This is a genomic window from Mycolicibacterium novocastrense (assembly GCF_001570485.1).
Lineage (GTDB): Bacteria > Actinomycetota > Actinomycetes > Mycobacteriales > Mycobacteriaceae > Mycobacterium > Mycobacterium novocastrense.
In genome coordinates this window covers 698762-716339 of record NZ_BCTA01000036.1, presented here as the reverse complement: position 1 = coordinate 716339, position 17578 = coordinate 698762, and the positions used below count along the sequence as shown (strand labels likewise).

The window sequence follows — 17578 nt, the reverse complement described above, 5'->3', positions numbered from 1 at the left end:
CGCCGGTGGGGACATCATCTCCGACAACGAGGGCCCGGTCATCAACGATGTCGACATGAGTGGAGGCAACGGTGGAGGCGCGGTCGGCGGTGACGGCGGCGGCGGTCTGATCGGTGTGGGCAACGACGGCGGCAACGCCACCGGTGGGGCCGGCGGTTCTGGTGGGGGCATCGTGATCAACGACAACGACACGACCACCACCACCGTGGAGGGCAACCAGACCACCGTCGGCGATATCGACGGCAGCGTGTCTGGGGGTATCTCGGGCGGGACGAGCATCGAGGACAACTCGGTGGACAACTCGGTGGACAATTCGGTGGACAACTCCGGGCAGGACAACTCGACTGACAACTCCGGTCAGGTCAACACCGACGTCGATGTGAGCACCACCGTCGACACCGGCCTGTTCTGAGTCCAACCACACAACGCCAGCCCAACCACACAACGCCACTGGCGGGGATCAATCCACGATCCCCGCCAGTCGGCACGTCTACCGCGTGTCAGCGGCCGGGTAGGGCGTGTTCGATGATGGGGCGGCGCCGATGTGGTTCGCGCTCACGGCGTTTGGCGGCGAAGTACACCTGAGCGGTTTCCTCCGCGATCGCGTGCCATTCGAACTCGGAGGTGAGCCGCTCGCGGGCGGCGATCGCCCGTTGTTGGGCGGCATGCGGATCGTCGAGAACCGAGCGGACGGCCGCCGCCAGGCGCGCGGTATCACGCGGCGGGAAGGACATTCCGGTTTCACCGTCGATGACCGCTTCGCCCAACCCCCCGACGTTCGAGGTCACCAAGGGGATTCCGGTCGCCGCAGCCTCCAGGGCGACGATGCCGAACGGCTCGTAATGGCTGGGCAACACGGCGGCGTCGGCGGTGTGCAACAGGTCCACCAACGCCTCGTGGTCGAGATGTCCGACGAACGCGGTCGCCTTGAGCACCTTGTACTTTCGCGCCTGCTCGACGAGCCAGTCCAGCTGGGTGCCCTCGCCGGCGACAGTCAGCGTGGTACCGGGGTGGGTGCGCCTGATTCGGGGCAGCGCGGCGATCGCGTCGTGGATGCCCTTCTCGTACTCGAGCCGCCCCAGGTACAGCAATTGCGCCGGACCGGTACGTACCTTGCGTCGGGCGAACGGCCAGCGGCCGCAGTCGATTCCGTTACGGATAACGTACGACTCGGCGAGTCCCGGCCCGAAGAGCTCCGAAACCTCATCACGCATCGATGCCGAACAGGTGATCAACGAGTCGGATTCGCGCACCAACCACGATTCCACCGCGTGAACCTGCCGGCTGATGCGCCCCGACACCCATCCGGAATGTCTACCGGCTTCGGTGGCGTGGATCGTGGATACCAGTGGCACATCGAAGTATTCGGCCAGAGCGACCGCGGGATGTGCGACCAGCCAGTCGTGTGCGTGCACGACGTCGGGGCGCCAGGGACGGCCGCGTTGCGACTTGAGCGTCAAACCGGCGCGGACCATCGCGTGGCCCATCGCCAACGTCCAAGCCATCATGTCGGAACCGAAGTCGAATTCGTGAGGATCGTGCGCCGCGGCGACTACGCGCACGCCTTCGGCGATCTCGTCGGTGGTCGGATGCGTGCTCGGGTCGGTGTTCGACGGTCGCCGGCTCAACACGACGATCTCGTGGCCCGCTTCGGCGAGCGCGGTCGCGAGGTGATGCACGTGCCGACCGAGCCCGCCGACGACCACCGGCGGGTACTCCCACGACACCATGAGGATTTTCACGGTCGCTCACCTCGGCGCGAGCGACCGCACAGTGGTGTGGTTTCGCGGCGTGTCGGTGTGCAAACACGGTCGCTCGCAGCTGACACAGAACGGCTCGGGGTCATCGCGGTAACCGCCGCGCGTCCAGCGCGCCGAACAGACCGTCGGCGCGGTTCCAGCCTTCGGCGAGACGCTGCGCATGCTCGTGGCGACCGGATGCCGCGGCGTCGGCGATCTCGCGGGTGGCGTGGGCGTGCAGATGCGCACGGTAGCGGGCATAGTCCGCCGCTGAGTCCTTGCTGACCATGAACGGCCAGTCGCTGGAGACGGTCAGCAACGTCTCGCGCAGGATCTGGTCGGCGACGAAGTTGCGTGCCGGCGGAACGTCGGTCTCGCCGAGCGCCTTGTCGACGGTCGTCAGCGCAGTGTCGACGACTTCGGTGTTCAGCTGCACCAGGTCAGCGACCTGCTCACCGGCCCATACCTGCCAGTCCTTACCGGAACCCCAAGAGCTGGGCGGTAGTTCGACGGGGGAGCCGACAAAGCCGTCGGCCTTGGCGTCGCTCAGCGTGCCGACGCGCACACCGGCCTGCGGCAGCGCGCGCAGCACCCGTTCGAGCCACACGGGGCCCTCGTACCACCAATGGCCGAACAACTCGGTGTCGAAGGCAGCAATGACGTGTGCGGGGCGCCCGATGCGTTCGCTCTCGTCGCACAGTCGCTGCCGGACGACCGCGACGAAGTCGGCGACGTGCGCGTCGATCGCGCGGTCGGCGCGCTCGGGGTCATATGGCGCCTTGGCTTCGGACGGCACGTTGCGACCCGTGACCCTGGCAGGCTTGAGTCCGGTCGTGTGGTCGTAGGTGTGGAAGTCGCGGTAGGCGGCGTGACCGGGGTAGCCCGATTTCGGCGACCACACCCGATAGCTGACGTGAAGGTCCCTGCCGAAGGCCACCACGTCCGAGGATGCGACCGGACGGCCGAGCGCGGTGTCGCCGTGCAGGGACGGCCCGTCGACCATGAAGTGGCCGACACCCGCTGCGGCGTAGTCGTTCTCCATGCCGGGCGCATATGCGCATTCCGGGGCCCAGATACCGACGGGCGCATGCGCGAACCGCAAGCGGGCATCGGCCAGCCCTTCGCGCAGCGCGAATTCCCGCAGCCTCGGGTTCAGCAGCGGCTGGAACGGGTGCGCGAGCGGGCCGCCGAGCAGTTCGATGGTTTCGGCGTCGATCACCTCGCGCAGCAACGGGCTGCCTCCGTGCGCCCACAGCGTGGCGAAGTCCTCGAGGGCCTGCTCGGCCTCGGCGTGCTCGCGAACACCGAACTGCCGCAACGGATCCCCAAGAGTTGTTGCTTCCAGTGCGCGCAGCTGCCAGTTCGCCAGCCAGTGGTGCATGCCCGTCAGGCAGTACGGGTCGTCGAGTTGTGCGGTGACAACCGGCGTCATGCCCAGCGTCAGCTGGTGGCGACGGCCTTCGGTGGCCAGCGTGCGCAGCACCCGCATGAGCGGCAGATAGCACGCCGACCACGACTGATAGAGCCATTCCTCGCCGACGGGCCAGCGGCCGTGATGGGCCAGCCAGGGCAGGTGGGTATGAAGAACGAGGGTGAAGAGGCCCGGTACGGGGTCGGCGGGCTCCGGGGAAGTCACGGCCGCACCGCGATCGCGACCAGATCGAGGCTGTCGTCGATGTTTCGCTCGCGCGCGTCGACCAGATCGAAGTCGTCGCTGCGCACGGACGCCACGTCGGCGAGCAGGTCCTCGGGCCACGGGGCGTCGGCCAGCGCCCGCGCGACCTGGGCGTCGATGATCGACCCGCCGTGCCGAGCGTCGAGTTCGACGAGCCGGGGCCCGTGAAAGACCCCGTACACGCTTTCCACCGCGAAACCTTCCGTGGCGAGCAGTTCGGTCAGCTCGGCGGCGTTGAGTTCGCGGGTGTGGAACGGGTTGATCGGCGTGTCCCGGCCGGGGGAGAACGTGATCCGGTTCGGCGTCGACATCAGCAGACACCCACCCGGTCGCAGTACCCGCAGGCATTCGCGCACGAATTGCCCCTGATCCCAGAGGTGTTCGATGACTTGAAAGTTGACGACCACATCGACCGAGCCGTCGGCGAGCGGCAACTCGGCCAGGTTGCCGTGGCGCATGTCCACCCGCGGATACCGCGCACGGACGTGAGCGACCGTCGACTCGTCGTAGTCCAGGCCGATCACGCGGCGGGCCACGTCGGCGATCAGGTTGGCCCCGTAGCCCTCGCCGCAGCCCGCCTCGAGCACGTCGCGATCCGCGCAGCGGTCGGCCATCTGCTCGTAGACGACCTCGTGGCGGCGGAACCAGTAGTTCTCCTCCGCGAGTCCCGGAACCGTGCGCTCCCCGGTCAGGGGGAGGTCCGGTCCATCAGTAACAAAAGCGCTCATTGGAAGGCAGGCTAACGTGAAACGGCCCACAGACGAATGGTTCACCCCCTACGTGCTGCTAGAACACGAACTTCGACCCGCTACAGTGTTCCTGCGAACCGCCATAAGTTACCCGCGAGTAACATGGTGGTTGTTGCTCAAAGCGTGTTATTGCGGGCCGACCATCGGTCCCTTCGAGGAGGACGAACCAGACTCATGACGAACATCGTGGTCCTGATCAAACAGGTCCCTGACACCTGGTCGGAGCGCAAGCTCACCGACGGCGACTTCACTCTCGACCGCGAGGCCGCCGACGCGGTGCTCGACGAGATCAACGAGCGTGCCGTCGAGGAAGCGCTGCTCATCAAGGAGAGGGAAGGCGGCGACAGCACTGTGACCGTGCTGACGGCCGGTCCCGAGCGCGCGACCGAGGCCATCCGCAAGGCTCTGTCGATGGGTGCCGACAAGGCCGTGCACCTCGTCGACGAGGGCATGCACGGCTCGGACATGGTCCAGACCGGTTGGGCTCTGGCGCGTGCGCTGGGCACCATCGAGGGCACCGAGCTGGTCATCGCCGGCAACGAGGCCACCGACGGCACCGGCGGCGCGGTCCCCGCGATCATCGCCGAGTACCTGGGCCTGCCGCAGCTGACGCATCTGCGCAAGGTGACCGTCGAGGACGGCAAGGTCAGCGGCGAGCGGGAGACCGACGACGGCGTGTTCTTCGTCGAGGCGGCGCTGCCCGCCGTGGTCAGCGTCAACGAGAAGATCAACGAGCCCCGCTTCCCGTCCTTCAAGGGCATCATGGCCGCCAAGAAGAAGGAAGTCACCAAGCTCACGCTCGCCGAGATCGGTGTCGAGGCCGATGAGGTCGGTCTTGGAAACGCCGGCTCCAAGGTGCTGTCGTCGACGCCGAAGCCGCCCAAGACCGCCGGCGAGAAGGTCACCGATGAAGGCGACGGCGGAACCAAGATCGCCGAGTACCTGGTCGCTCAAAAGATCATCTAGGTCCCAAGACCGATACTGCGAAGAACATAGAGACGAGAGAAGAACTCATGGCTGAAGTACTCGTGCTCGTTGAGCACGCCGAAGGTGCACTGAAGAAGGTCACCTCGGAGTTGATCACCGCGGCTCGCAAGCTTGGCGAGCCCTCGGCCGTCGTCGTCGGCGCGCCGGGAACCGCAGAACCGCTCACCGACGGCCTGAAGGCCGCCGGCGCGGCCAAAATCTACGTCGCCGAGTCCGACGACGCGGAGAACTACCTGATCACCCCGCAGGTCGACGTGCTGGCATCGCTGGTGGAGTCGGCTTCGCCCGCCGGTGTTCTGCTGTCGGCCAACGCCGACGGCAAGGAGATTGCCGGCCGGTTGGCGGCGCGCACCGGCTCCGGTGTACTCACCGACGTCGTCGACGTCCAGGAGGGTGGCAAGGCCGTGCACTCGATCTTCGGTGGTGCGTTCACCGTCGAGGCCGAGTCCACCGGTGAGGTTCCGGTCATCACGCTGCGCGCCGGAGCCATCGACGCCGAACCCGCCGACGGTGCGGGCGAGGTCGTCACCGTCGAGGTGCCCGCTCAGGCCGAGAACGCGACGAAGATCACCAAGCGCGAGCCCGCCGTCGCCGGCGACCGCCCGGAGCTGACCGAGGCAACGGTTGTCGTCTCGGGTGGCCGCGGTGTGGGTAGCGCCGAGAACTTCAGCGTGGTCGAGGAACTGGCTGACTCGCTCGGTGGCGCCGTCGGCGCGTCCCGTGCCGCCGTCGACTCCGGCTACTACCCGGGCCAGTTCCAGGTGGGCCAGACCGGTAAGACGGTGTCGCCGCAGCTCTACATCGCCCTGGGCATCTCCGGCGCGATCCAGCACCGCGCAGGTATGCAGACGTCCAAGACGATCATCGCGGTGAACAAGGACGAAGAGGCGCCGATCTTCGAGATCGCCGACCTCGGCATCGTCGGCGACCTGTTCAAGGTCACGCCGCAGCTGACCGAGGCGGTCAAGGCTCGCAAGGGCTAGTTTTTTCGTGCACGAGGCCCCCGGACGCTGTCCGGGGGCCTTTTGCGTGCCGCGAGCGCTCAGCCATGTCCAGCCGCGGGCCGATGGGCGTACAAGGGTGAGCGCTCGGCGTTCAGGACTACGGACTTTCAAGGGTTCAGTCACCGCCACCGGAGTGCCAGTGTGGTGATAACAGGCACGAGGAAAGGTTCCGACATGAAGATCACCGTGATCGGCGCGACCGGACTCATCGGGTCGAAGGTGGTTTCGCTGCTCACCGCGGGAGGCCACGAGGTGGTCGCCGCGGCCCGCTCCACCGGCTTGGACGTGCTGACCGGCGCCGGGGTGGCCGACGCGGTCGCGGGCGCGGATGTGTTGATCGACGTGACCAATTCGCCATCGTTCGAGGACGACGCGGTCATGGACTTCTTCACGCGGTCGACGACGAACCTGGTACGCGCCGCGGCGGCCGCTCGGGTGGGTCACTACGTGGCGCTGTCCATCGTCGGCGTCGACGGCCTCCCCGAAAGCGGTTATCTGCGGGCCAAAGTCGCGCAGGAGCGGATCATCAGAGACTCCGGGTTGCCGTACAGCATCGTGCGCGCCACGCAGTTCCACGAATTCGCCGAGGCCATCACCGATTCGCTGAGTGACAACGACGAAGTGCGGGCACCCGATGCGCTGATCCAGCCGATCGCGGCCGACGAGGTCGCCGCCGAGGTGGCCCGCGCAGCCGTCGCGGCCCCGAGCAAGGGTCACATCGACGTCGGCGGCCCCGACAAGATCCCGTTCGCCGAGCTCGCCGGTGCGGTGCTGGCCAAACGCGGTGACGAGCGGCCCGTCGTGATCAGCACCGAAGCAACCTATTTCGGCACCCCGCTGGACCAGCAGAGCCTGGTGACCGGCGAGGCCGCCGTCATCGCCGGAACGCACTTCGCGGATTGGCTGGCGCGACGATGACCCCCGCAGTGCCCGAGAACAGCCTGGACCGGGTCATCCGGGAGCGGCACTGCACGCGAAAGTTCCTGCCCGACAAGCCCGTACCGCGTGAACTACTCGACGAGGCACTCGAGCTGGCGATGCGTGCGCCGTCGAACTCCAACATTCAGCCGTGGCGCCTCTTCCTGGCCACCGGCGCGCGTCGCGACCAACTCGTCGAGGCCCTGCTGGGCCGCGCTTCCGCCGGTTTTCCCGCGACCATGGGCATCCCGGAGAGTTTCGCTCCGCTACGGCACGAACTGGGCGCGTTGGTCTACGGCTCGATGGGGGTGGCCCGCCATGACGCCGAAGGACGGCGTCTCGCACAGCTGCGCAACTTCGAGTTCTTCGGCGCCCCGGTGGCAGGAGTGGTCTGTATGCACCGTGATCTCGGACACGCCGACAGCCTCGCGGTCGGGATGTTCCTCCAGACGCTGGTGCTCGCACTGACCGAGCGCGGTCTCGACACCTGTGTGCAGGTTTCGGTCGCGCACTTCCCGGAGGTACTGCGCGAACAGCTGGACATCCCCGCAGACCTGCGGGTGCTGTGCGGACTCGCGATCGGGTACGCCGACCCGGACTTCCCGGCCAACCACGTGCGCACACCCCGCAACGCGGTCGCAGACAACGTCGTGGTGTTGCGCGACTGAGCGCTCGGCCAGGCGGGGCAATTCGTCACCTGGCGCTCATCGACACGTCATGCATCCGATGCCGCCCGGAGAGGCGGCTGGGCGACCGTGCAGCCATGAGCACTGCTTCTGTACTCATCGCCCCCGAGGAGATCGACCGCGGCCGGACCGGTTCTGCAGGGCCCGCCCCGCGCTACACCCTGCTGCTCACGACGGACGCCACGCTCATCGAGGCGGCGCAGCGGCTGCGCCACGAGGTGTTCACCGCTGAGCCCGGATTTGCGCTGGCCGGTTCGGCCGGCGGTCTGGACGCCGACCGCTTCGACGAGCACTGCGACCACCTGCTGGTACGCGAGGATGTCACCGGCGAACTCGTCGGCTGCTACCGGATGCTGCCGCCCGCGGGTGCCGTTGCCGCCGGAAGCCTCTACAGCGCAACCGAATTCGATGTACGCGCATTCGATCCACTGCGGCCGGGACTGGTCGAGATGGGCCGGGCTGTGGTGCGGGCCGATCACCGTAACGGAGCCGTCGTACTCCTGATGTGGGCCGGGATTCTGGCCTACCTCGATCGCTGCGGGTACGACTACGTCACCGGCTGCGTGTCGGTGCCCGTCCGCGGACCCGACGGTCACCCGCCGGGCGCACAGATCCGCGGAGTCCGCGATTTCGTCCGTCGTCGCCACGCCGCGCCGGCGCTTTACACCGTGCACCCGTACCGGCCGGTGACCGTCGACGGCAAGGTGCTCGACGACATCGACCCGCCGCAGCGGCTCGCCGTGCCTGCGCTGATGCGTGGTTATCTGCGGCTCGGCGCCCAAGTGTGCGGTGAGCCTGCGCACGACCCCGACTTCGGTGTGGGCGACTTTCCGGCGTTGCTCGACAAACGCCGGGCCGACACGCGCTACCTGCGCAGGCTGAGATCCGTGGAGGCGGCCGCCGCGGTGACCGGCGGAATGGCGTCGTGAGCACACGCTGGGTGCCGCAGGCGTCCTGCGATGCGAGCTGCGTCGGCGCAGGCGCCGGACTCTCCGGGCGTCGGGCGGTCATCGCCTGCCGGGTCGCCGTACGCGTCACCGCGGCCGTGCTGCTTCTGCTGCTGGCGCCCATGCTGGCGGTCCCCGCTCCCGGCCGCTCCCATCTTCAGCGCGGCTACTGTCGGCTGCTGCTGTACTGCCTGGGCGTGCGGATCAGACTGTCGGGGGGCCCGATCCGCAACCTGAGCGGCGTTCTGGTGGTCAGCGGCCATGTCTCCTGGGTGGACGTCTTCGTGATCGGCTCGGTGCTGCCCGGCCGGTTCGTCGCCAAATCCGAACTCGTCAGCTGGCCGGGCCTCGGCTTGCTGGCCCGACTGCTGAAAGTGATCCCGATCGAGCGGTCGAATCTGCGGCGCCTGCCCGAGGTGGTCGGTGCCGTGACCCGCAACCTGAGTGCCGGCCATACCGTGGTCGCCTTTCCGGAAGGCACCACCTACTGCGGACTGGCGTACGGCCGCTTCCGTCCCGCCATGTTCCAGGCCGCCATCGACGCAGGCCGGCCGGTCCAGCCGTTGCGGTTGGCGTACCAACACCCCGACGGCGCCGCCTCGACCGTGGCCGCCTATGTGGGCGACGACACACTGTCGGCCTCGATCCGGCGACTGGTCACCACGAAGCGCACGGTCGCACGGGTGCACGTAGGGTCGCTGCAGCTACCGGGAACCGACCGCCGCGACCTGGCGTATCGCTGCGAGACCGCGGTGCGGGGCGATACGACGAGTCGCCCCTCGGGTCACGCGCTCGTGGCCTGAGCGAATCGGGGGAGCCCCGGCCCGGCGGCTATTCTGGACTGGTTATGACCTCGGATCAGCCGGTCTACCTCGATCACGCCGCCACCACCCCGATGCACCCCGCTGCCATCGAGGCGATGACGGCCGCGATGGCGACGGTCGGCAACGCCTCGTCGCTGCACGGCACGGGCCGCACAGCGCGGCGACGGATGGAGGAGTCACGCGAGACGCTGGCCCATCTGCTGGGCGCCCGCCCGTCGGAGGTGATCTTCACCGCGGGCGGCACCGAGAGCGACAACCTCGCGGTCAAGGGCATCTTCTGGGCCCGTCGCGACGCCGATCCGCGCCGGAGGCGGATCGTGACCACCCCCGTCGAGCACCATGCGGTGCTCGATTCGGTCGAGTGGTGCGTCGAGCATGAGGGCGCCGAGGTGACCTGGCTGCCTGTCGAGAGGGACGGTTCGGTCTCGCCGGCAGCGCTGCGACAGGCATTGCAGGACCACGACGACGTCGCTCTGGTGTCGGTGATGTGGGCCAACAACGAGGTCGGGACGATCATGCCGATCGCCGAGCTCGCCGCCGTGGCAGCGGAATTCGACGTGCCGATGCACAGTGATGCCGTTCAGGCCGTCGGCCACATCCCGGTCGACTTCGCCTCGAGTGGGCTCTCGGCGATGAGCATCGCCGCCCACAAGTTCGGTGGCCCCACCGGAATCGGTGCTCTGCTGCTGCGCCGCGACACGGCCTGCGTCCCGCTGTTGCACGGCGGCGGCCAGGAGCGCGACGTCCGCTCGGGCACACCGTATGTGGCAGGTGCCGTCGCGATGGCCGCGGCGGCGCGGGTCGCGGTCGAAGGGCTCGACGCGAACGGCGCGCGGGTGTCGGCGCTTCGTGACCGCCTGATCGAGGGTGTGTTGCCCGCCATCGGCGACGTCGAGGTGAACGGGGCGACGGGGGCCGCGAGGCTGCCCGGTAACTGCCACTTCACCTTCCGCGGCTGCGAGGGTGACTCGTTGCTGATGTTGTTGGACGCCAAGGGAATCGAGTGCTCGACGGGTTCGGCCTGCACGGCCGGCGTCGCGCAGCCCTCGCATGTGCTGATCGCGATGGGTGCCGATCCGGCCAGTGCGCGGGGTTCGCTGCGGCTTTCGTTGGGGCACACCAGCAGTGAGGCGGACGTCGATGCCGCGCTCGCGGTGCTGCCCGCCGCGGTCGAACGCGCCCGGCAGGCGGCGCTGGCAAGTTCGGGAGTGATCGAGTAGTGCGGGTACTCGTGGCCATGAGCGGCGGCGTGGACTCCTCGGTCGCGGCCGCCAGGATGGTCGACGCCGGCCACGACGTCGTCGGTGTCCACCTGGCGTTGTCGCCGTCTCCGGGCACACTGCGCACCGGTTCGCGTGGCTGCTGTTCGAAAGAGGACGCCGGTGACGCGCGCCGGGTCGCCGACATTCTGGACATCCCTTTCTACGTCTGGGATTTCGCCGACCGGTTCAAAGAGGAGGTCATCGACGACTTCGTGTCGTCATACGCCCGTGGGGAGACCCCGAACCCGTGCGTGCGGTGCAACGAGCGGATCAAGTTCTCCGCGTTGGCCGCCCGCGCGCTGGCGCTGGGTTTCGACGCCGTGGCAACCGGGCACTATGCCCGGCTGTCGGGTGGTCGACTGCGACGTGCGGTCGATGCCGCAAAAGACCAGTCGTATGTGCTCGCGGTGCTGACCGCCGAGCAGTTGCGGCACGCGGTGTTCCCGGTGGGCGATACCCCGAAGCCGCAGATTCGTGAGGAGGCAGCGCGTCGCGGGCTGGCGGTCGCCGAAAAGCCGGACAGCCACGACATCTGCTTCATCCCGTCGGGGGACACTCGCGCGTTCCTCGGGGCCAAGATCGGCGTGCGACGCGGTTCGGTCGTCGACGCCGCAGGCACGGTCCTCGCCGAGCATGACGGCGTGCACGGGTTCACGGTGGGGCAGCGCAAGGGTCTGGGCATCGCCGGACCGGGGGCTGACGGACAGCCGCGCTATGTGACGGGGATCGACCCGCAGACCGCGACCGTGCGGGTCGGTGGCGCCGAGGACCTCGACGTGTGGACCTTGACCGGCGAGCGGCCGGTCTTCACCTCCGGTGTCGCGCCTTCGGGCCCGATCGAATGCCAGGTGCAGGTCCGCGCGCACGGCGGTCTCGGAGACGGCGTGGCCGAACTGCGCGACGGCCGGATCGTCGTCGAGCTGCGCGCGCCCCTGCGCGGGGTGGCTCCCGGGCAGACGATGGTGCTGTACCGCCCCGACCCGGCCGGCGACGAGGTGCTGGGCAGCGCGACGATCACCCGGTGACTATCCGGGAACGTTGGCCAAGATGTTGGACATGACGATCTCGGGCACCGACTCCGGGAACCGGCACGCGGTCACTTCCACCAGCACGACCGACTTCACGCGGTAGTCGCGACCGCAGTCATTCGATGGCCGGGTCTGCAGCGTGTCGGTGCCCACCGTCCACTCGCCGACGAACATCGGACCCAAAGGCGTTGCACCACAACCGTCGACGAGGGTGACGAGCGAGTCGAACGCCCGCCGGGCGGCGGCGGTGTCGCGATAGGCCGCCGCGCCCTCGGAGATCAATCCGCCTTCGGGCGGGTGTTGGAACGTGGTCTTGTGGAATTCCTCGACGTCGGGCCCGAAGACCTGGGTCTCGGCGAAGATCCATTGGCACTGCAGGGGAGTGGTCTCGGCGAGCGGCTCGATGTCGACAGGGATCTTGCCGTCCATGGTCGGGATGATCGTGAGATCCTCGCCGGCGCCGGTGATTGCGCGCATCTGCGACTGGTCGAGCATGATGGTCTCCACATCGACCGGCGACAGCGATCCGTCGTCGATGCCGGGTGTCGCCCGCAGCGCGTGCCCGTCGATGACCTGAGTGCATCCCGACGTGATCGCGACCGCCACGCACCACGGCGCGAGCGACCGAAGCGCTGCGGGCATGGCCTGTCCTTCCCCAACCCTTTTGAGATGAGACTAGCCCGATCGAATACTGTCAAACGAGTGAGTGCTTTCGCCACAGCCACCGGCATCGGGTCATGGCCCGGAACGTCGGCGCGCGAGGCCGCCGAGGTCGTCGTCGGCGAACTGCACACCTTGCCGCATCTGGCGGAGCTGCCCGGCCGCGGCGTGGGCGCCGACATGATCGGCCGGGCCGGGGCGATTCTGGTCGACATCGGGATGGACACCGTGCCCCGCGGATATCGGATCGCGGCGGGCCGCACAGCGGTGCTGAAGCGCGCCAAGAGCCTGCTCGATGAGGACCTCGATGCGCTCGAAGAGGCCTGGGAGAAGGCAGGTTTGCGCGGCGGTGGCCGCACCGTCAAGGTTCAGTCGCCGGGACCGGTCACGTTGGCGGCGCAGCTCGAGCTCGCCAACGGCCATCGCGCGCTGACCGATCGAGGCGCGGTGCGTGACCTCACCGCCTCGCTGGCCGAAGGTGTTGCAGCGCACCGCGCGGATGTCGGTCGACGTCTGGACGCCGCGGTCGTCGTCCAATTCGACGAACCACTGTTGTCCGCCGCGCTCGAGGGCCGGCTGAGCGGGGTGACCGGCCTGACGCCGGTGCACGCCGTCGACGAGGCGGTGGCCGTCGGCTTGCTCGACGAATGTGTCGCGGCAGTGGGCGTCCCGGTGGCCGTGCACAGCTGCGCGTCGGATGTGCCATGGAAGGTGTTGCAGCGCAGTCGCATCGATGCGGTTTCCATCGATGTGTCCACACTGGTGGCCGATGATCTCGACGGTGCGGGGGAGTTCGTCGACTCCGGTCGCACCGTGGTGTTCGGCGTGGTGCCCACGACGGCACCGGAAAGCCGTCCTTCGGCCGAGGAGATCGCCAAGGCCGCGGTGTCGCTGACCGACCGACTCGGCTTCGCCCGGTCCGTGCTCAGGGAGAGGACCGGCATTTCGCCCGCGTGCGGTCTGGCGGGCGCCACCACCGAATGGGCGCGCACCGCGATCGGATTGGCGCAGAAAGCGGCGGACGCCCTCGCGGAGGACCCCGACGCGATCTAGGTCGCGTTACCAACTCTGCGCCAGGCTCGCTCGCCCCCCAGTCGAAAACCGCTCCCCCTCGGCAGAATTCGGCGCAACCGACAGAAAGAGCAACCAAAAGGTTGCGTTAGCGGGTCGTCCTCACTACATTGAGGAGCAACCAGGAGGTTGCATATGAGTACGGATCGGATCGAGAAGCAAGTTCTGCTGAAGGCACCGCTCGACCGCGTCTGGCGGGCGATCAGCGACGCCGACGAGTTCGGCCAATGGTTCGGAGTGCGTTTCGACGGGCCCTTCGTGGCCGGCACCTCGATCACCGGCGTCATGACGCCGACGGCGGTCGACGCCGACGTCGCCAAGCAGCAGGAACCGTACGCCGGCACCGCCGACCCATGGCACATCGAGGCGGTCGAACCGCCACGACGACTGGCGTTCCGCTGGCACCCCTACGGGGTCGAGGAGGGCGTTGACGTTTCCGAGGAACCGACGACGTTGGTCGAGTTCACGCTCGAAGAGGTGGCCGAGGGTGTGCTGCTGCGCATCGTCGAGTCCGGATTCGACGCGCTGCCCCCACACCGTCGGACGTCGGCATTCGAGGGCAACAGCGAGGGCTGGGCCACGCAGACCGAACTGGTGCGCAAGTACCTCGCCGTCAGCGAGGCAGTGTGAGCACATCGACGGCGGACGCGCCGGTGTCGTCGTTGTTCAACGCCCTGGGCGATCCGAACCGCCTGCGCATCGTCACGAGACTGTGCGACGGCGGGCCGTGTTCGACCAGCGAAGTCGCCGAGGTGATCCCGGTCAGTCGGCAGGCAACCACCAAACACCTCCTGCTGTTGGAATCGGCGGGCCTGGTGAGCAGCCAGCGCAGTGGCCGTGAACGCATCTGGCGGATGCGTCCCGCGCCCCTCGCCGACGCCAGCGAGTACCTTTCGAAGCTCTCCCAGCGGTGGGACCGCGCCCTCGACCGGCTGCGGGCGCACGTCGAGGATCACTGAGGACGCGATTCGCTGAACAATTTGCGGGCATTCCTGCTGGACACCTCGTTTTGAGGGCGTCCGCGTGCGAGAATTCTTCGCAGGCGGCGTCGATCGCCTTTGCCGAGAAGGGAACGGTGTCCGGATGAACCCGCGCCTCGCCGCAGGTGCCGGCGTGGTGTCCGTATTTCTCCTGGTGAGCGGATCAGGTGCGGCAGTCGCATACGCCCATCCCGGTGATTCGCGCGGCTCGGACCGGGGACACAGCGCCGATCGTGGCGGCGACCACGGAGGCGGATCCGGCAACGGCAAGCACGGCAACGACCGTCGCGACAGCAAGCGCCCCGCCGACAGCAAACGGGGCGGGGACGCCAAAGGGCCAGGCGCGGCCCCGTCGTCGCGGGTCGGATCGGGCCGCGAAGACCTCCCGAATCCGTCGCCGGGGAACCGGTCGGCAGCTGTCGATCCGGAATCGGCTGGCCGCACCGCGTCGCCCGGGCCATCGGCCAACCGCACAGCATCGGCCAGCCGCGCGGCGACGCCTGACGCATCGGCGAACCGGTCGGCCGTCGCGGCGCCTCCCGTCGAAGCGCCCGCGACCATCGCGGTGACGGGTGGCCCGGTTGCCTCTGGCGGCTCCGGTGTCGCGAGCGCACCGGCCGCCGCGTTCGAACCGCCCCAGGTGACGATCGGCAACGGCCGCGCCCCGGAGAGCCGTGGCCCACAATCCGAAAACCGTTGGCCGTCAACCGCACTGGCGCCTGCAGGGCCGGTGCCCGCGCAACCGGTCCTCCCGCCGCCGCTCGTACCGGCCCCGCCGGCGCCAGCCCCGTTGGACCGGGTGGGCACTCCGCCCGCGGTGGTGGGCCAGTTCGTCGTCGCACCCGGCGCAGGAACGAACGACCCGCTGTGGGGTCTGGCCGGATTGCTGCTCATCCCGGTGGCGGGAGCCGCGCTGGGCTACCGGCAGGCGCGGGCGGCGCAGGCCGCCGAACGGATCGGCCGGCCCTGACCGCTACTTCAGATCCTTGCGGAGAATCTTGCCGGATGCCGACTTCGGCACCGCATCGATGAAAGCCACCTGGCGGACCTTCTTGTAGGGAGCCACCTCGCCCGCGACGAACTCGATCACCTGCTGCTCGGTCAACTCAGCGCCGGATCGCTTGACCACGAACGCCTTCGGCACCTCTTCAGCTTCGGCGTCGACGACTCCGACCACCGCTGCGTCGGCGATGTCGGGGTGGGTCAGCAGCACGGCCTCCAGTTCGGCGGGCGGCACCTGATAACCCTTGTACTTGATCAGCTCCTTGAGCCGGTCGACGATGTAGACGCAGCCATTGGCGTCGACCTGCGCGAGGTCACCGGTGTGTAACCAGCCCTGGTCGTCGATGGTCTCCTTGGTGGCCTTCTCGTTGCCGAGGTACCCCGCCATCACGTTGGGTCCCTTGAACAACAGTTCGCCGGTTTTGCTCAAACCCTCTGTGGGCGGGTCGATCTCGTCGCCGGTCTCGGGGTCGACGATTTTGGACGCGGCGTTCGATACCGTCCAGCCGACCGAGCTGAGCGGGGCCTCCATGTTCATCTCGTGTCGGCCGCCGTCGAACGGCGTGATGTGGCTGACGGGGCTGAGCTCGCTCATGCCGTAACCCTGAAGCACGCGGCACCCCAGGCGCTCGGCGACGGCGTGGCCCAGGTCGGCGTCCAGGGGGGCCGCTCCCGACATCACGACATTCAACGACGACAGGTCGTACTCGTCGACCAGCGGATGCTTGGCCAGCGCAACGGCGACGGGCGGCGCGATGAAGGCGATGGTGCAGGCGTGGTTCGCGATGTTGCCCAGGAAGTCGCCGAGATCGAAGCTCGGCATGATGACCAGACGGGCCCGGGCGTGCAGCGCTGCGTTCAGCAGCACGGTCATCCCGTAGATGTGGAAGAACGGCAGAACGGCCAGCACCGTGTCGTCGGCGACCATGCCGTGCAGCGGTCTGATCTGGGCGACGTTGGCCACCAGGTTGCGGTGGGTGAGCATGACGCCCTTCGGATTTCCGGTCGTCCCCGAGCTGTAGGGCAGCACTGCCAAGTGCGACGAGGGCGCGAAGCTCACCTCCGGTGCCGGATGGCCCGGACCCATGAGGTCGTCGGCATTGGGATGCCCGTCGACGGCCAGGCCGGGTCCGTCGAGCACGACGAGCCCGTCGTCGGCAATGCCGACCGCCGCGGCGGCTTCCTCGGCCTGCGCCAGCAGCGGCGACACCGTCACGAGCATCCTGGCTTTCGAGTCGGTCAACTGCTTGGCGATGTCCTTGGCGGTGAACAGCGCGTTGATGGTCGTGGCCGTCGCGCCCGCGCGCAGAATGCCGTGAAATGCGACGGCGAACCCCGAGCTGTTCGGCGAGAGCAGACCGACCACATCGCCGACGCCGATCCCGCGCCCGGCGAGCGCGCCCGCGAACGCGTCGATGCGCGTGATCGTCTCGCGGTAGGTGGTCTGCCGCCCCGATTTCGCATCGACGAGTGCGACGCGGTCGAGGTCGGCCTCGGCGATATCGCCGAACAGGTAGTCGTAGACGCTGGTGGACGGGATGTCGACCTCGGGGAAGGGGCTCGCGAAACTCATGGCGTCTCCGATCGAATCATGGCCTGCCGGTACCTGTTCAGACCTCGTCGAGTTGCTTGACGAGTTTCCTGGGCGCGGTCAACCGAAACGACGCATCGATCAGCTCGCGCACCTCATCCCAGTTGACCTTCTTGCGAGCCGACAGGTCGAGCCCGAGCCATCCCGAGGGTGCGAGGTAGGCGGGAGCGAAGAATCGGGGGTCCTGCTGCAGTGCCTGCCGTTCGCTCTCGTCGACTTTGACCAGGATCGACTGCGGGTACTGAATGTAGTCGCCCTTGGTCGGTGGTTTGACGCTGCCGCCGTACATGGCGAACATCTTGGCGACGAAGAACGCGGGCCGTCCGTGCGAGACCTTCTCGTGAGCCTCGGGGAACGCCAACGCCACCGTCCGTACCCGGGCCAGCACCGGGTCGTCGTCGCGGAACATGATCGGGTGCGGCATGGGGTCAGGGTAACGGTGCGGTGCTGTCGGG

Annotated in this window: 18 protein-coding genes and 1 pseudogene; 13 read left to right on the top strand and 6 right to left on the bottom strand. The window is 68.2% G+C overall.

Going from position 1 to position 17578, the window contains the following annotated elements; translation table 11 throughout:
- Positions 1–412, top strand: a pseudogene (locus tag RMCN_RS16600) (IniB N-terminal domain-containing protein); the annotation flags it as partial.
- A gap of 88 nt (positions 413–500) precedes the next feature.
- On the opposite strand, the gene RMCN_RS16595 reads toward RMCN_RS16600, so the two are convergent.
- From RMCN_RS16595 to RMCN_RS16585, 3 genes are all read right to left on the bottom strand, one after another.
- Positions 501–1742, bottom strand: coding sequence for a glycosyltransferase family 4 protein (locus RMCN_RS16595; RefSeq protein WP_084377442.1), 1242 nt, complete (start codon positions 1740–1742; stop codon positions 501–503).
- Positions 1743–1842: 100 nt separating this feature from the next.
- Positions 1843–3375, bottom strand: coding sequence for a 1,4-alpha-glucan branching protein domain-containing protein (locus tag RMCN_RS16590; protein WP_067391055.1), 1533 nt, complete (start codon positions 3373–3375; stop codon positions 1843–1845).
- The gene (locus tag RMCN_RS16585) at positions 3372–4142 is read right to left on the bottom strand and encodes a class I SAM-dependent methyltransferase (protein WP_067391052.1); all 771 of its coding nucleotides are present in this window, start codon (positions 4140–4142) and stop codon (positions 3372–3374) included. Before RMCN_RS16585 ends, RMCN_RS16590 begins: the two co-directional genes overlap by 4 nt.
- Before the next feature lie 195 nt (positions 4143–4337).
- Here RMCN_RS16585 and RMCN_RS16580 point away from each other — a divergent pair, with 195 nt between their 5' ends.
- The 8 genes from RMCN_RS16580 to mnmA all read left to right on the top strand — a co-directional run bounded on the left by RMCN_RS16580 (position 4338) and on the right by mnmA (position 11816).
- Entirely contained in the window at positions 4338–5129 is a 792-nt protein-coding gene (locus RMCN_RS16580; RefSeq protein WP_064414763.1) for an electron transfer flavoprotein subunit beta/FixA family protein, read from the top strand.
- A 47-nt stretch (positions 5130–5176) separates the two neighbouring features.
- Positions 5177–6133: an electron transfer flavoprotein subunit alpha/FixB family protein gene (locus RMCN_RS16575; RefSeq protein ID WP_064351183.1), complete on the top strand. Its 957-nt coding sequence runs from the start codon at positions 5177–5179 to the stop codon at positions 6131–6133.
- A 195-nt stretch (positions 6134–6328) separates the two neighbouring features.
- Positions 6329–7072 (top strand): SDR family oxidoreductase, encoded by a 744-nt coding sequence (locus RMCN_RS16570; RefSeq protein ID WP_064414764.1) that lies wholly within the window; start codon positions 6329–6331, stop codon positions 7070–7072.
- Positions 7069–7740: a nitroreductase gene (locus RMCN_RS16565; protein ID WP_067391049.1), complete on the top strand. Its 672-nt coding sequence runs from the start codon at positions 7069–7071 to the stop codon at positions 7738–7740. The genes RMCN_RS16570 and RMCN_RS16565 overlap by 4 nt, the downstream gene beginning before the upstream one ends.
- Before the next feature lie 95 nt (positions 7741–7835).
- On the top strand, positions 7836–8687 hold the full coding sequence (locus tag RMCN_RS16560) for a GNAT family N-acetyltransferase (protein ID WP_067391047.1): 852 nt from the start codon (positions 7836–7838) through the stop codon (positions 8685–8687).
- On the top strand, positions 8684–9508 hold the full coding sequence (locus RMCN_RS16555) for a lysophospholipid acyltransferase family protein (RefSeq protein WP_067391044.1): 825 nt from the start codon (positions 8684–8686) through the stop codon (positions 9506–9508). The genes RMCN_RS16560 and RMCN_RS16555 overlap by 4 nt, the downstream gene beginning before the upstream one ends.
- Positions 9509–9552: 44 nt before the next feature.
- Complete coding sequence (locus tag RMCN_RS16550; RefSeq protein ID WP_067391041.1) at positions 9553–10749, top strand: cysteine desulfurase family protein; 1197 nt, start codon at positions 9553–9555, stop codon at positions 10747–10749.
- The gene (gene mnmA / locus RMCN_RS16545; RefSeq protein WP_067391038.1) at positions 10749–11816 is read left to right on the top strand and encodes a tRNA 2-thiouridine(34) synthase MnmA; all 1068 of its coding nucleotides are present in this window, start codon (positions 10749–10751) and stop codon (positions 11814–11816) included. Before RMCN_RS16550 ends, mnmA begins: the two co-directional genes overlap by 1 nt.
- On the opposite strand, the gene RMCN_RS16540 is transcribed toward mnmA, so the two are convergent.
- Positions 11817–12461: a sensor domain-containing protein gene (locus tag RMCN_RS16540; protein WP_067391035.1), complete on the bottom strand. Its 645-nt coding sequence runs from the start codon at positions 12459–12461 to the stop codon at positions 11817–11819.
- Positions 12462–12521: 60 nt separating this feature from the next.
- Between RMCN_RS16540 and RMCN_RS16535 the strand changes: the two genes are divergently transcribed.
- The 4 genes from RMCN_RS16535 (at position 12522) to RMCN_RS16520 (ending at position 15500) form a co-directional block, all read left to right on the top strand.
- Entirely contained in the window at positions 12522–13532 is a 1011-nt protein-coding gene (locus RMCN_RS16535; RefSeq protein WP_067391032.1) for a uroporphyrinogen decarboxylase/cobalamine-independent methonine synthase family protein, read from the top strand.
- 153 nt (positions 13533–13685) lie between these two features.
- Positions 13686–14180 (top strand): SRPBCC family protein, encoded by a 495-nt coding sequence (locus RMCN_RS16530; protein ID WP_067391030.1) that lies wholly within the window; start codon positions 13686–13688, stop codon positions 14178–14180.
- Entirely contained in the window at positions 14177–14509 is a 333-nt protein-coding gene (locus RMCN_RS16525; protein ID WP_067391026.1) for an ArsR/SmtB family transcription factor, read from the top strand. Before RMCN_RS16530 ends, RMCN_RS16525 begins: the two co-directional genes overlap by 4 nt.
- Before the next feature lie 124 nt (positions 14510–14633).
- Positions 14634–15500 carry a hypothetical protein gene (locus RMCN_RS16520; RefSeq protein WP_067391024.1) on the top strand — a complete coding sequence of 289 codons (867 nt, stop codon included), beginning with the start codon at positions 14634–14636 and terminating at the stop codon, positions 15498–15500.
- A 3-nt stretch (positions 15501–15503) separates the two neighbouring features.
- Here RMCN_RS16520 and RMCN_RS16515 read toward each other — a convergent pair whose 3' ends face one another.
- Both RMCN_RS16515 and RMCN_RS16510 read right to left on the bottom strand, forming a co-directional pair.
- Positions 15504–17105, bottom strand: coding sequence for a 4-coumarate--CoA ligase family protein (locus RMCN_RS16515; RefSeq protein WP_067391021.1), 1602 nt, complete (start codon positions 17103–17105; stop codon positions 15504–15506).
- 37 nt (positions 17106–17142) lie between these two features.
- The gene (locus RMCN_RS16510; RefSeq protein ID WP_067391018.1) at positions 17143–17547 is read right to left on the bottom strand and encodes an MmcQ/YjbR family DNA-binding protein; all 405 of its coding nucleotides are present in this window, start codon (positions 17545–17547) and stop codon (positions 17143–17145) included.
- Between the last annotated feature and the right edge of the window lie 31 nt (positions 17548–17578).

Excerpts from the sequence above, each read along its gene's own strand:
- RMCN_RS16585 (WP_067391052.1), bottom strand. The coding sequence starts at position 4,142 with ATGAGCGCTTTTGTTACTGATGGACCGGACCTCCCCCTGACCGGGGAG.
- RMCN_RS16580 (WP_064414763.1), top strand. The coding sequence starts at position 4,338 with ATGACGAACATCGTGGTCCTGATCAAACAGGTCCCTGACACCTGGTCG.
- RMCN_RS16575 (WP_064351183.1), top strand. The coding sequence starts at position 5,177 with ATGGCTGAAGTACTCGTGCTCGTTGAGCACGCCGAAGGTGCACTGAAG.
- RMCN_RS16570 (WP_064414764.1), top strand. The coding sequence starts at position 6,329 with ATGAAGATCACCGTGATCGGCGCGACCGGACTCATCGGGTCGAAGGTG.
- RMCN_RS16565 (WP_067391049.1), top strand. The coding sequence starts at position 7,069 with ATGACCCCCGCAGTGCCCGAGAACAGCCTGGACCGGGTCATCCGGGAG.
- RMCN_RS16560 (WP_067391047.1), top strand. The coding sequence starts at position 7,836 with ATGAGCACTGCTTCTGTACTCATCGCCCCCGAGGAGATCGACCGCGGC.
- RMCN_RS16550 (WP_067391041.1), top strand. The coding sequence starts at position 9,553 with ATGACCTCGGATCAGCCGGTCTACCTCGATCACGCCGCCACCACCCCG.
- RMCN_RS16540 (WP_067391035.1), bottom strand. The coding sequence starts at position 12,461 with ATGCCCGCAGCGCTTCGGTCGCTCGCGCCGTGGTGCGTGGCGGTCGCG.
- RMCN_RS16530 (WP_067391030.1), top strand. The coding sequence starts at position 13,686 with ATGAGTACGGATCGGATCGAGAAGCAAGTTCTGCTGAAGGCACCGCTC.
- RMCN_RS16520 (WP_067391024.1), top strand. The coding sequence starts at position 14,634 with ATGAACCCGCGCCTCGCCGCAGGTGCCGGCGTGGTGTCCGTATTTCTC.
- RMCN_RS16515 (WP_067391021.1), bottom strand. The coding sequence starts at position 17,105 with ATGAGTTTCGCGAGCCCCTTCCCCGAGGTCGACATCCCGTCCACCAGC.
- RMCN_RS16510 (WP_067391018.1), bottom strand. The coding sequence starts at position 17,547 with ATGCCGCACCCGATCATGTTCCGCGACGACGACCCGGTGCTGGCCCGG.